General features: G+C 55.2%; 11 protein-coding genes and 1 CRISPR repeat array (1 of these 12 cut by a window edge). Of the genes, 5 read left to right on the top strand and 6 right to left on the bottom strand.

Features of this window, described 5'->3' with window-relative positions:
• A CRISPR array of direct repeats spans nucleotides 1-2,961; the repeat unit is 28 nt; unit sequence GTGCGCTGCCGCCCAGGCAGCTCAGAAA; it reaches 1,507 nt to the left of the window's first position.
• Nucleotides 2,962-3,036: 75 nt separating this feature from the next.
• Nucleotides 3,037-3,357 carry a hypothetical protein gene (locus tag LOS15_RS12825; protein ID WP_263066350.1) on the bottom strand — a complete coding sequence of 107 codons (321 nt, stop codon included), beginning with the start codon at nucleotides 3,355-3,357 and terminating at the stop codon, nucleotides 3,037-3,039.
• 157 nt (nucleotides 3,358-3,514) lie between these two features.
• Nucleotides 3,515-4,177 (bottom strand): hypothetical protein, encoded by a 663-nt coding sequence (locus LOS15_RS12820; RefSeq protein WP_263066349.1) that lies wholly within the window; start codon nucleotides 4,175-4,177, stop codon nucleotides 3,515-3,517.
• Nucleotides 4,178-4,733: 556 nt separating this feature from the next.
• Between LOS15_RS12820 and glnA the strand changes: the two genes are divergently transcribed.
• The 5 genes from glnA to LOS15_RS12795 all read left to right on the top strand — a co-directional run bounded on the left by glnA (nucleotide 4,734) and on the right by LOS15_RS12795 (nucleotide 10,870).
• Nucleotides 4,734-6,140, top strand: a complete 1,407-nt coding sequence (gene glnA, locus LOS15_RS12815) for a glutamate--ammonia ligase (RefSeq protein WP_263066348.1) — start codon at nucleotides 4,734-4,736, stop codon at nucleotides 6,138-6,140.
• A 127-nt stretch (nucleotides 6,141-6,267) separates the two neighbouring features.
• Complete coding sequence (locus LOS15_RS12810) at nucleotides 6,268-6,807, top strand: DUF4124 domain-containing protein (protein ID WP_263066347.1); 540 nt, start codon at nucleotides 6,268-6,270, stop codon at nucleotides 6,805-6,807.
• A 262-nt stretch (nucleotides 6,808-7,069) separates the two neighbouring features.
• The gene (gene glnL, locus LOS15_RS12805) at nucleotides 7,070-8,128 is read left to right on the top strand and encodes a nitrogen regulation protein NR(II) (protein WP_263066346.1); all 1,059 of its coding nucleotides are present in this window, start codon (nucleotides 7,070-7,072) and stop codon (nucleotides 8,126-8,128) included.
• Nucleotides 8,125-9,555: a nitrogen regulation protein NR(I) gene (ntrC, locus tag LOS15_RS12800; protein WP_263066345.1), complete on the top strand. Its 1,431-nt coding sequence runs from the start codon at nucleotides 8,125-8,127 to the stop codon at nucleotides 9,553-9,555. The genes glnL and ntrC overlap by 4 nt, the downstream gene beginning before the upstream one ends.
• 145 nt (nucleotides 9,556-9,700) lie before the next feature.
• Complete coding sequence (locus LOS15_RS12795; RefSeq protein WP_263066344.1) at nucleotides 9,701-10,870, top strand: GGDEF domain-containing protein; 1,170 nt, start codon at nucleotides 9,701-9,703, stop codon at nucleotides 10,868-10,870.
• Between the two features lie 36 nt (nucleotides 10,871-10,906).
• Here the strand turns inward: LOS15_RS12795 and LOS15_RS12790 are convergent, their stop codons facing one another.
• The 4 genes from LOS15_RS12790 to LOS15_RS12775 all read right to left on the bottom strand — a co-directional run bounded on the left by LOS15_RS12790 (nucleotide 10,907) and on the right by LOS15_RS12775 (nucleotide 12,704).
• Nucleotides 10,907-11,764 (bottom strand): ChaN family lipoprotein, encoded by an 858-nt coding sequence (locus LOS15_RS12790; RefSeq protein ID WP_263066343.1) that lies wholly within the window; start codon nucleotides 11,762-11,764, stop codon nucleotides 10,907-10,909.
• A gap of 8 nt (nucleotides 11,765-11,772) precedes the next feature.
• Nucleotides 11,773-11,949, bottom strand: a complete 177-nt coding sequence (locus LOS15_RS12785; protein ID WP_263066342.1) for a DUF6435 family protein — start codon at nucleotides 11,947-11,949, stop codon at nucleotides 11,773-11,775.
• A gap of 87 nt (nucleotides 11,950-12,036) precedes the next feature.
• A complete protein-coding gene (locus tag LOS15_RS12780) occupies nucleotides 12,037-12,564 on the bottom strand; it encodes a YqiA/YcfP family alpha/beta fold hydrolase (protein WP_263066341.1) in 528 nt (175 codons plus the stop codon).
• 5 nt (nucleotides 12,565-12,569) lie between these two features.
• The gene (locus LOS15_RS12775; protein ID WP_263066340.1) at nucleotides 12,570-12,704 is read right to left on the bottom strand and encodes an entericidin A/B family lipoprotein; all 135 of its coding nucleotides are present in this window, start codon (nucleotides 12,702-12,704) and stop codon (nucleotides 12,570-12,572) included.
• Between the last annotated feature and the right edge of the window lie 669 nt (nucleotides 12,705-13,373).

The following is a 13,373-nucleotide window of genomic DNA, read 5'->3' as shown; positions in this document are numbered from 1 at the left end:
GCCGCCCAGGCAGCTCAGAAATCAGCGATAGTGGATTGCGCGCAATGGTGACTGTGCGCTGCCGCCCAGGCAGCTCAGAAATTGATAACGAACTGCCAGCCGCGATATAAGCGGTGCGCTGCCGCCCAGGCAGCTCAGAAAAGGTAGCCGGATATCAGGCACAGCGGTTATTAGTGCGCTGCCGCCCAGGCAGCTCAGAAAATGTTCTCGACGCCGCCGACGTAGCCAGATATGTGCGCTGCCGCCCAGGCAGCTCAGAAAAAAGCGAGCGCCAAAGATTCTCTTCACTTGATGTGCGCTGCCGCCCAGGCAGCTCAGAAATGCTGAAATGTGCTTGATAAAGGATTGCGCTAGTGCGCTGCCGCCCAGGCAGCTCAGAAAACGACTCAGCAGAGCGGCCCGTCCCCTTTTCAGTGCGCTGCCGCCCAGGCAGCTCAGAAATCAGATTGACCACAAAGATAGGAATGGGCTTAGTGCGCTGCCGCCCAGGCAGCTCAGAAAAGCCGCGCGGCTCAGCATTTGAGTGAGTGCAGGTGCGCTGCCGCCCAGGCAGCTCAGAAATCAATGGTCGGGTAGAAAATATCGCGTATCTGGTGCGCTGCCGCCCAGGCAGCTCAGAAAGACTGGTTAGGCGCAAGCCCGGACGGATTAGTGTGCGCTGCCGCCCAGGCAGCTCAGAAAAACGGTCGCGTTGCCCACGCAGATCGACTACAGTGCGCTGCCGCCCAGGCAGCTCAGAAATCAAAACCCGGTATAGCTCGCAATCGTAGCAGGTGCGCTGCCGCCCAGGCAGCTCAGAAAATTATAATTGGGACATATGTTTAACGACGCCTGTGCGCTGCCGCCCAGGCAGCTCAGAAATCCGATGCTTCCTGCGGCGGTGGCCACCTCAAGTGCGCTGCCGCCCAGGCAGCTCAGAAAGTGAACGTTCACTACTTGGCAGGACATGGCCTGTGCGCTGCCGCCCAGGCAGCTCAGAAATTGGCGCTATCAACCGCAGTGGAGGCCACAGAGTGCGCTGCCGCCCAGGCAGCTCAGAAATCGGTTTCCTCGCCATCGCAGCAATCGCAATTGTGCGCTGCCGCCCAGGCAGCTCAGAAAATCGAATACGGATTACCCTTGGACTGCTGCCAGTGCGCTGCCGCCCAGGCAGCTCAGAAATCAAAGACTTTAACTTGTTCGGCGATGGCAACGTGCGCTGCCGCCCAGGCAGCTCAGAAAATCCGCACGTCCTGCGCGTGGCTCTTATAGCAGTGCGCTGCCGCCCAGGCAGCTCAGAAAAAAGCCGATCACCGGGCTGGCCGTAGGGGCATGTGCGCTGCCGCCCAGGCAGCTCAGAAATCCAACGCGATATTAGCCAAGGGCCCAGAAAAGTGCGCTGCCGCCCAGGCAGCTCAGAAAAAAATCAGGAAACGAATAAAGTTCCGCAGGTGGTGCGCTGCCGCCCAGGCAGCTCAGAAAAGTTCATCGCCACGAGATTGGCCGCTATGGAGGTGCGCTGCCGCCCAGGCAGCTCAGAAAGCAGTAAGAACGCCCGCAAGTTCATGCGTCAGGTGCGCTGCCGCCCAGGCAGCTCAGAAAAACGCCAGCCGGTCTTTGGTGGTGATGGTGGTGTGCGCTGCCGCCCAGGCAGCTCAGAAAAGTAGCGCCAGTTGGGCCGCGCGGTTATCACTGTGCGCTGCCGCCCAGGCAGCTCAGAAATACCTGGGCATTCGTCACGCAAACGGGTTAGCGTGCGCTGCCGCCCAGGCAGCTCAGAAATAAGCGTAGGGATAAACGTAGCCTTATGGAACGTGCGCTGCCGCCCAGGCAGCTCAGAAATATACGATAACGATTGAGGGGAACCGCCATGAGTGCGCTGCCGCCCAGGCAGCTCAGAAATTCACAGGCTAATACATTAAGCGCTGGTGGTAGTGCGCTGCCGCCCAGGCAGCTCAGAAAATTCCCCACTCCCCATCCGGTTTGCGCGCCATGTGCGCTGCCGCCCAGGCAGCTCAGAAATTTCGTCGGCGCTTGATTTTATCCCTTAATACGTGCGCTGCCGCCCAGGCAGCTCAGAAATTACTCTAAATCTATTATTCATATTGCTAGTGGTGCGCTGCCGCCCAGGCAGCTCAGAAACCCAGCGCCATGGACAACATGGAGCTAGAAGAGTGCGCTGCCGCCCAGGCAGCTCAGAAAAAAGCGGGCCGCGAGGATACGCTGCTGGGTACGTGCGCTGCCGCCCAGGCAGCTCAGAAAGCGAACGTTAGTAAAAACCTCACGCCCTTGACGTGCGCTGCCGCCCAGGCAGCTCAGAAATTCCAGCTTCGCCATTTCGAGGGTGACAGCGGGTGCGCTGCCGCCCAGGCAGCTCAGAAAGCCGTCAGTATCGCCGCCATCGTCGCCATCCTGTGCGCTGCCGCCCAGGCAGCTCAGAAAATACAGCAGCGGCAGATTTAAACGACCCAGGCGTGCGCTGCCGCCCAGGCAGCTCAGAAATACAAAAGGTGCTGCCACGCATCACTGAGCCCGTGCGCTGCCGCCCAGGCAGCTCAGAAACGTAATAGTAGAGCCGTAAAGGTCGTGCACCTGTGCGCTGCCGCCCAGGCAGCTCAGAAAATGCTTTGGAGCACTGGCGGGGAGTCCGACTAGTGCGCTGCCGCCCAGGCAGCTCAGAAAGGGATGGCGGAGCTCCCGCTCAGCAGGACTCAGTGCGCTGCCGCCCAGGCAGCTCAGAAATGTGTGATAGTTCTGCGCAGGATAATCACGCAGTGCGCTGCCGCCCAGGCAGCTCAGAAATTATATGGTCCAGCGGGGGCCGCCGTTGGCCGGTGCGCTGCCGCCCAGGCAGCTCAGAAAAAACCGGCGGGCGGCTACTACGCCTGGCAGCCGTGCGCTGCCACCCAGGCAGCTCAGAAAAATGGCGCGGTAAATATCGGTGACCAGCACCGGTGCGCTGCCGCCCAGGCAGCTCAGAAACAGCGCTCGGCTGTTAAGCGGGTCAGTATTCAGTGCGCTGCCACCCAGGCAGCGCTGGGCGGTAGGCGGTTGGGTTTAAGCGTTATCGTCTTCCTCGTCATCCTCTTGCCAGTGCTCCATAGCGCGTTTGTCGTCGGGTAGGCGGACGATGTCGCCAAGGTTGAGTTTTTGATGCGTCTCAAAGCGGTGGCCATGCTTGTCGAGAATAGCCGCAACGCTGCCAATGCTGACGGCTTCCTCCTCGCGGTAGGCTTCCACTTTGACACGCACAATTTTACCCATGTAGCGGGCGGAGAGAATGGCGCCAGGGTAGGGCGGCATGTGGTCGGGATCGTTTTTGAAGTGTTCCGCTACGCTGGCGCTGCCTGGGTTGTCCCACTCAATATGCCGATGCATCTCAGTATCCTTACGTGAAGTGATTAAAGAAATCAGAGTGCTTTTAGTGTAGATGGCCTGGGGGCTATTCAGCCAACCTTTGTAATCACCTGCTAAGACACTATTTTGTTGCGTTGCGTGGGTAACGCGTCACCCAGGGGAGCGGTGTCGGTCAGGCTCAGCGTGGACGTGAACAACGTGCAGTCGTAAAAAGCCTTGCAAAAAGGGGTAGGTGGGAGGGGGAAGGTGGGCATTCGCTGTTAGCCGCGGCTAATGAGTAGCAGGCTAGGCGTAGCGTTTTGATCGTGATGGTTTTCAGTCGTGTTGGGCATGCATAGAGGCGCTGCAGTAAATCCTTGACGGCTGACTCGTCGAGCTCGGGGTCAAACCCACCGATACGCTCTAGCCACGCGCGGCGAATGGCAATGTAGGGCGGTACCGTAATGGCTGAGCCTATTAAACGCTGCAGTAAACGCGAGCTAAAGCGTGGTGGCGCGCTCACAATGATTAACGCGTCGAGTGAAGCGGTATCTAGCATGGGAATAATGTCGTCCCACTGCTCTGGGTCGATGGTTTTTTTCTTTAGCGCGATAAACAACCACTCTGCTTGGCTGATATAGGCGGCTTGATTCAGGCGTGCGCCCAGCGGGCGTGATGGCGTAATCACGCAGTGTACTTGGTAGCGCTGCTCTATTTCCGTTAAGCGGTTATCCGTACGGGTGTGGGTGACAATAATAGGCACTCGATGATCTGCACGGCCGGACTGCCGAATGGAGTAGAGGTGACGCGGCAAGCGTGCACCCGTTACAAGCGCATCAACAATAAAGCAGACCCTACCCATGAAATTGGCTTCCTATGTTATGAAACCCGCCAAGTTTGTAATTTATTGTAGTTCTTGGTTTCTTTAAGTAGCAAGAGAAAGTTGTTTAACGCAAATAGCGGTTGCCGGATTTTTGTGCACCAAAATAATGCAAATGGTGTGTTGGTTGTTTATTTTTGGTGCGTTTTGCTGCATTGCCTGCCGTGTAGGCTTACCCTGGTAGGTGTGATGCCACATGAGGATGCATGTGGGTGTGATTTTTAAATTAATTAATACAATGAGTTGCTTAATTTTGATGCCATATTGGTGCAAGGTTGGCATGCTCTGTGCTTTATATTTCGCAAACAGCTGTTCAGCGGCTAATGGGTCGTCGATAGATGCCCTGCTGGGTGCTGCCACAACAGCCGGTTTGGAATAATTGCTGGGCGCTTTGTACTCCCTATCTAAACAAGCGTTGAGCAAAGAAGAATGACAAACATGGCACGTGCCCTTAGCGTGTTGGATGTTTTGTCGGATAACATTTTTATCGATTGCTTTCTGTTTTACGCTTTAAGCCACGCTCATTCCGGAGGACACTATGTCAGCCAAGACTCTCGCGCTAATTGAAGAACATGATGTTAAGTGGGTAGACCTGCGTTTCACCGACACCCGCGGTAAAGAGCAGCACGTGACGGTTCCTGCTCGGGACGTGGACGAGGAGTTTTTTGAAAACGGCCAAATGTTTGATGGATCTTCCATCAACGGTTGGAAGGGCATCAACGAATCCGACATGATTCTGCGTCCGGAAGACGGTACAGCCTTCCTCGACCCCTTCACCGAAGACGCTACCCTGATCCTGCGTTGTGACATCATCGAGCCTGCGACGATGCAGGGTTATGATCGCGACCCGCGCTCTATCGCTAAGCGTGCAGAAGCCTACCTGCAGTCGACCGGCCTGGGCGATACCGCTTTCTTCGGCCCTGAGCCAGAGTTCTTCATTTTTGATGAAGTGCACTGGAAGTCTGATATCCAGGGCTCTATGTACAAAATCACCTCTGATGAGGGCGCTTGGGCCACTGATAACGTGGTTGAAGGCGGCAACTTGGGTCACCGCCCGCGCTTGAAAGGCGGCTACTTCCCGGTTCCCCCGGTGGATAGCTTCCATGACATTCGTGGCGCGATGTGTAACACCCTGGAAGCGATTGGCCAGACCGTCGAAGTTCACCACCACGAAGTGGCGAACGCCGGTCAGAACGAAATCGGCGTTAAGTTCAACACGCTGGTGAAGAAAGCTGACGAAGTGCAGGAAATGAAGTACGTGATCCACAACGTGGCGCACGCTTACGGCAAAACCGCTACCTTCATGCCGAAGCCGCTGGTGGGCGATAACGGTTCCGGTATGCATATCCACCAGTCCTTCTGGAAAGATGGTCAGAACCAGTTTGCTGGCGACGAGTATGCAGGCCTGTCTGAAATGGCACTGTTCTACATCGGCGGCATCATCAAGCACGCCCGTGCGCTGAACGCCTTCACCAACGCCTCAACTAACTCGTACAAGCGTCTGGTGCCAGGTTTTGAAGCGCCGGTTATGCTGGCCTACAGTGCCCGCAACCGTTCTGCTTCTATCCGTATTCCTTACACTGCTAGCCCGAAAGGCAAGCGTGTAGAGACTCGCTTCCCTGATCCGACCGCCAACCCCTACCTGGCGTTCGCAGCGATGCTGATGGCGGGTATCGACGGTATCAAGAACAAGATCCACCCTGGCGATGCGATGGATAAGAACCTGTACGACCTGCCGCCAGAAGAGGGCAAGTCAGTGCCGACCGTTGCAAACAGCCTGGATCAAGCGCTGGAAGCACTCGATGTTGACCGCGCGTTCCTAACCGAAGGTGGCGTGTTCACCGACGAAATGATCGACGCCTACATCGAGCTGAAGATGGAAGACGTTGAGCGTATCCGCATGACGACTCACCCCATTGAGTTCGACATGTACTACTCTTGCTAAGAACGATTCTTGCTAAGAACGATCTGTAAGGACGGTGCTAACATCACCCTCGCGGTGTGATTAGCCTGAAAACCCCGCTTCGGCGGGGTTTTTTTATGAGTGCAAACAACGTATGGGACGTTAATCAATGGCGATTGGACGACGTTTTTACGCAAAAGGTGTGTTATTCACAGGTGGTTTACTGGCGTTATGCCTGTGGGTAAGCGCTGTGCAGTCACAAACGGTTTACCGGGTGTTAGATGAGCAGGGTAGGGTCACGTTTACCGATAACCCGGAGCGCGGCGGCGAAGCGTTGACGCTCGCCCCGCTGCCTAGCGTTTCCACATCTCCCCGTACTGCTACCCCTCCTACCCCGCGTCGCCAGGCTAGCCCTGGGCAACCCTTTATGCCTTACGACCGCTTTACGATTAGCGCACCCCTTCGCGGGGCTGCTATTCGCGATGGCATGACCGCTGTTGAGCTGCATGTGTCGCCTCCGCTTCGGGAGGATCACCAGGTTCAGCTACTCGTGAACGGTGAGCTAAGCCAGACAGCGCTGCATAGCGATGCCTTTTGGCTAACGGGGCTGCCGCGCGGCCAACATCGGCTGCAGGCGGAGTTATTAGATAGCAGCGGTCGAGTGCAACATCGCACTGACCCAGTGAGTATTACCGTCGCTGATGAGTAGCGTTGCACTATAATGGTGCATTTGGCTGGTAAAGACGCCGCTTTAATGCGCTAGAACGTCTCGCCATGTTGGCAAACAGTGCCCTTATGCCGTGCAACTCGGCGCTTGCCGATAATTGGCGTGCTTTTTGCAGCGCTTCCTGCACGGCGGGCAGCGTGCCTTTTTAGTGGCATCATTTACGATGACTGAAGCGCCTGTTCAGCACACTGTGTCAGCTTACTGTCTCAGTTTATTACGTCAGCTTACTTATTCAGGGTATGCCATGTATCAACGTTTGCTAGAACATCTCACAACGGCAGTGCTGTTGCTGGATGGCGATTTGCGCGTTCGCTGGATGAATCCTGCTGCTGAAGCGTTGCTGGCGGTAAGCCTCAGCCGTGTACAGAACATCAGTTTGGATACTCTGCTAGGCAGTGGCGATAGCATTGATGACGTACTCGCCAAAGCCCGGGATGCGTTTCACCCCTTCACCCAACGTGAGGCGCGTATTACCCCGCTCAATAGTGAGCCGTTAACCGTTGACTATACGGTCACGCCGCTGTCAGAAAATGAGCTGCTGTTGGAGGTAGAGCCCCGCGACCGCCTAATGCAAATTTCCCGGGAAGAAGCGCTGACCACTCGGCAGGAAACCATCAAAATTTTAGCCCGTGGCCTGGCCCATGAGGTCAAAAATCCCTTGGGAGGGATTCGCGGTGCTGCACAGCTGCTGGAACGCGACCTAGACGACCCGGCGCTGCGCGAGTTCACGCATATCATTGTCGAAGAGGTGGATCGCCTGCGTGACTTGGTCGACTCTATGCTTGGCCCAAACCGTATTGTTAAACATGAACCGGTCAACATTCACAAAGTGCTGGAGCGGGTGCGGGCGCTGCTCATCGCTGAGCACCCACACGTCACGATAAGCCGTGACTATGACCCCAGCCTGCCCGACCTTTCCGGCGATGAGGCGCAGATGATTCAGGCGGTGCTGAACGTCGCCCGCAACGCGGTTCAGGCCATGAGCGATGCAGGCACCCCCACGCCAGAGCTCATCCTGCGAACCCGCGCCAAGCGCCAATTTACCCTAGGGGCCGAACGCCATCGGTTAGTGAGTGAGGTTGGCGTGATTGATAACGGCCCCGGTATTCCTGATGCACTACGCGAAACGCTTTTTTACCCCATGGTGTCCGGCCGCGCGGAAGGCAGCGGCTTAGGGCTCTCCATTGCCCAGTCCATTTTGCATCAACACCAAGGATTGATTGAGTGCGACTCACGCCCTGGCCACACCGAATTTCGTTTATTGATTCCATTAGTTATTAACTTTACCGGAGAAGCGTCATGACTGAGGCGACACGTACCGATGTTGCACGGGTGGTCATTGTCGACGATGACCGCGCCATTCGCTGGGTGCTTGAGCGCGCGCTGGCGCAGCCAGACCTGCAGGTAGAGTGTATTGAGCGAGCCGATACGGCGCTGGCTCGCTTGCTAGAAAGCCCCCCGGATGTGCTGGTGACCGATATTCGCATGCCGGGGATCGATGGGTTGGACCTGATGTCGCGGGTGCGTGATGCGCATCCGGATTTACCCGTTATTGTGATGACCGCCCACTCAGACTTGGATAGTGCGGTGGCGTCTTATCAGGGTGGGGCGTTTGAATATTTGCCTAAGCCGTTTGATGTCGACGAGGCGCTGGCACTGGTGCGCCGCGCGGTGGCCCATGCCCGAGAGCGTCAGCGCCCGGTCACGGTTCCAGAAGGCTTAAGCGCTGAAATCATCGGCGAAGCGCCCGCTATGCAGGAAGTGTTTCGCGCCATCGGCCGCCTATCGCATTCGCACATTACGGTGTTAATTAACGGGGAGTCGGGCACGGGCAAGGAGCGCGTTGCCCAGGCGTTGCACCAGCACAGCCCCCGGGCGGGTAAGCCGTTTATCGCGCTGAACATGGCGGCAATTCCGCGTGACTTAATTGAGTCTGAGCTGTTTGGCCATGAAAAAGGTGCTTTCACGGGTGCTGCCCAGCAGCGTCAGGGACGCTTTGAGCAGGCCAACGGCGGTACGCTGTTTTTGGATGAAATCGGTGACATGCCCGCTGAAACGCAAACACGGCTGCTGCGCGTGCTGGCCGATGGTGAGTTCTATCGCGTGGGGGGGCATACGCCGGTCAAAGTGGATGTGCGTATTATTGCCGCCACGCACCAAAACCTTGAATCGCTCGTTGACGATGGGCGCTTTCGGGAGGATTTGTTTCACCGCTTAAATGTTATCCGCGTTCACTTACCTTGCCTCGCGGAGCGTCGAGAAGATATCCCACGACTCACGCGCCACTTCTTAGCTGAGGCGGCAAAAGAGCTGTCAACGGATATCAAAGTGCTCACCGCAGAAGCGGAGGCTCATCTTACCCGGTTGCCTTGGCCGGGCAACGTGCGGCAGTTAGAAAATATTTGCCGCTGGTTAACGGTGATGGCCTCAGGGCGTGAGATTCTCATCGAAGATCTGCCGCCGGAGCTACGCACGTTAAACGCGACAGAAAACAGTATTCACGGCGACTGGCGCTCCGCCTTTCGGGAGTGGGCCGACCACGCCTTGGCGGAAGGGCATACCCATTTATTGGAAGAAGCCGTACCTGATTTTGAACGCATTTTAATAGAAACGGCGCTTAAACATACTGGGGGCCGAAAAGGGGAGGCGGCAGAGCTGCTGGGCTGGGGGCGTAATACGCTAACACGGAAACTTAAAACGTTATTGCCTGCATTGGCCGACGAGGGGTAAAGCACCCGGTTAAGTTAAACGTTTAAGCGTCTTCGCATGACATATATCACGCTGGTTACGTATAAGATGGTTTAACGTTAGCATAGCGATCTCAATAATAAATCGTATATACACGTTCTGTGTATACATCAGAGTGCTCACTGCTATGTCTTCGCGTTTAGAACGCCGCCGTCAAGTCAGTTCCACACAATTGGCCAACACCGCTTGGCTCTCAAATACTGTGAGTGCGCTGCGCGATACGCTGACGGCACGTCATCACAGCCGCGATTTTATCTATGCCTATGGTCATTATCTGCGCAGCCGGGTAATGGCCATGGGATTTATCTTTTTACTGCTCTCACCGTTATGGCTATTGATTGATGCGATGATGCTACCCGAGCCACTGCACCGCTATACCTTGGTGGGGCGTGTGGTGATGATGCTGGGGTTTGCGCTGGTAGTGTGGTGGGCGTGGCGCAGTGAAGAGCAGATACACCGGATACGGTTTAGTACCGGTACGCTGATTGCGTTACCCGCGCTGTTTTATGCATTGGTGCTAAGTTTGGTCCCACCCGGTGATAGCCAAGCGCTGATCGGCTATAGCTTTATACCCTTTCTTTTGGTCGCATCGCTGAGTATTTTTCCGTTTACGTTGGTAGAGTCACTTCTGGCGGGCGTGCTACTCCAAGGTTTATTAACATACTCTCAGCAAGTAGCAGGCACGTGGCTAACGCCGGTCGGCTTAGAGGAACAGTGGCTATTAGCGGCACTGCTAGTTGTTGCTCTGACGGCAAATCATTTTCAGCTCAGCCTGCTGCTCAGGCTTTATCGGCAAGCGACCCACGATGCACTCACGGGGCTGTTGAACCGCGGCGCGTTGGAGCGCCGCTTTGAAGAGCTTGAGCGCGAAGCTGCGCGCACGGACAAAGTGATCCCGTATGGGCTGCTCATGATGGATATCGATCACTTTAAGCAAGTGAACGATACCCACGGCCACTCAGTTGGTGACAAAGTGCTGCGTGAATTTGCTCGGGTAATCGCATTGCAAGTGCGCACAGGCGATATGGTGGCACGCTTTGGTGGGGAAGAGTTTGTGGTCGTGATGATGGGAGCAGATATCATCAACGCTGCGCGCATTGCTGAGCGTATTCGTCACGCCGTTGAAAGCGCCATGCTGTTTGACCACGATGGTTACCCAGTGCCCGTCACTACCAGTGTTGGAGTAGCCTGCCCCCAGGCGGGGGAGACCAGCGAAGACGTTCTCAAGCGCGCAGATGGATACCTTTATCGCGCCAAGGCCAAGGGGCGTAATTGCGTGGTCAGTAACAGCGAATAACCCATCCTACCTAGCGTTGATTGGCGAGGCGTCGGGTTATTTAGCGCTATCATTCAAGATAAAAACGGCATCAGCCAGGGTGGGGTCAGGCGGCTCGCAGCCATTAAGCTCCCAAGGGAGCAGGCTCAATGTGCGTTCTACGCCCATCCCTTGAAGCTGATGAGCTACGCCTTCGTTATACATAACATGGCCCAGGCCCATTAAGCCCACCGCTAAATACCCTTGCTGTGCTTCTTCGGCCAATCCATGTGCCATGGCAACGTCCCAGCTTAGTTGCGCATTCATAAAGCGCGTTAGCTGGTCAGCGTCGTCTGACGCCATGGGATGTTGATCAAATACCGCTTGTAGCCTCTGTTGGTAGGATGCGGGAGCATCTTGTGGGGCGGGAATATGGTGGCGCTGGTCAGCGGGAATGTTATCAAAACCCTCGGATGATAAGCGCTGGCGCAATGCCGGGGTAATGTTTAAAGCAATGAGCGGGATCTGCTGTAACCGCGCAAAGTGAAAAATAGGCAGATAAAGCGCAGGGTCAAAGCCCCACGTCTCTTGCCATTGCGTCTGCTCTAACAGCTCATCTTCACTCAGCGCGCCTGCTACCCAACTATCTAATACCGGCTGCGCATGGCGTGGCAGCATCTCCAGCCCGATAATCATCTCATTACGCAGCGCATAAAGCCCCGCCAGTGTACTTAGCTGCCAGCGGTGATGGTCAATGGCGTCATGCCGCTCGCCCAATAGCACGACCTGCTGTTGAGCAGCCTGCACAAGAAGCTCGCTAGTGGGCACCGCTTGGCGAGCTTGCCACCACTCCCCTGGGCTGGGGCAACTGGCATTCACGCTCAGCGGCATTAAGCTAAGCGCTGCTAGCGAGGCGGCTATCCATTGTGAACGCATAGGGGCGCCTACTTTTCAGTCGCTTTGAGCCGGTTGATCTCGGCCAGCAGGGCTTCGGCTTCTTCGGTTAAGGTGGCGTTAGCTCGCATGTCACCATTACGAGAGGCTTCCATAGCCGCCTGCAGCTTGCGTTCATACTCTTGCTGTAGCTTCTTTTTGGGGTCGCGCTTAAATAATCCGAACATGAGCACTCTCCTGATTGGCGTATACTATTTGTATAGGTTTGTGGGGTGTATGTCGAATATTTGTTGAGATACCGCCCAGAAGATTGCCTAGCGTGATCGGTTAAAGGCCGCGCATTGGTCTAAAAAGCGCTCAAAATCAGCAAGAATAGTGTCCAGATTGTCGTGTAAACGGTGGTCGTCATCGACCAAGCGTAACGATAGCCGCTGCAGGCGGGCGCGTTCAATCACCGGGTCGGGCGGAACCACATCATCTCGCCACCCATGAATAATATGCGTAACGGCTGCTTGAATAGTGGGCGATGTTTCGGGGTAGTCGGGTAAGCCCAGCGCAGGAGCCAGTAAAAAACAGCCAAGCACCGGCTGTTGCGCACTTACAGACGCGCTTAACCAGCCTCCAATACTTGAACCTGCCAAGACACAGCGTGCTGGTGTGTCGCGCCGGGATGACATGGTGGCCAGCAGGTGCTGTAAACGCTGTTTTGGTTCCGGCATTCCTCGGTAGTCCATCACCACCGGTTCACAATCCTCTAGCTGTTCAGCAATGCCGTTTAGCGCCTGGATCTTTAACGCGCCTGGGCCGCTTTCTAAACCGTGGGAGAGGTAGACGGTCATCATAATGGTTAGCGACTCGCTGAGCGTTGGAGGGCTTCGCCGCCCTGTTCAATATCTTGCCCAATGCCGCGAACTGTATTGCAGCCACTGATTACAAGCAGCATCGCCAGTACGAGCATGCCAAAGAAAAGTGTACGTTTCATAGCAAATTCCTTAAACAAAATGGCCCGTCACGGGCAATGAGGGTCAATGAGTAAAATAAGCTCAGTTGGCGTGTGATGCCATCGGTTTAGTAGGACACATCGCAGGTGTTTAACGAGATTTTTTGTCCCATGTGTCAGTTGTACACATGATAAAAGCGATCTTTGAATTGATCTGCTCAAAAGTATGGCATCCTTTTTGTTATTTAAGTTTTTGTTTTTTAGTGTCTTTATGTTTATTGGTAGGTGGTGGCCTACAGCTTGCAGGTACTAAATGTACCCTGAAGAAAAGCTGTCATCTCACGCCAACAGCGAAAGGATTATCGCTAACGGAGTAGCCTCTAGCGGCAAAACGTCAGTAAGGATGCAGAACGACTGGCTGTGACAGAAAACAGTGCGAGTAAGCTGACCGGCAAAACAGGAAGGCATGAGGCCCAGCAGTTGAAATGGACTTACGAGGACACTCAGCTTGCTCGTTACTACCAACGCATGGAGGCGCTGGTCATCAAGGCCATGGAGTGGCAGCGATGCAAAACGACCATCTCATTTAATTGAGGTGGTTTTTTTGCGTGTTTTAAATTTTTTAACATATTGATAATTAATGTTTTTTAGCAATGCCCGTGCGCAGCACTCGGCTTTTGTAAAGATGGTGCAGGGTTTTTGGTCTATTCT

This window comes from Halomonas sp. 7T, assembly GCF_025643255.1.
In the GTDB taxonomy this organism is placed as follows: Bacteria; Pseudomonadota; Gammaproteobacteria; order Pseudomonadales; family Halomonadaceae; genus Vreelandella.
Note: the sequence above shows the minus strand (reverse complement) of the source record. Positions and strands in the feature narration are given on the sequence as shown.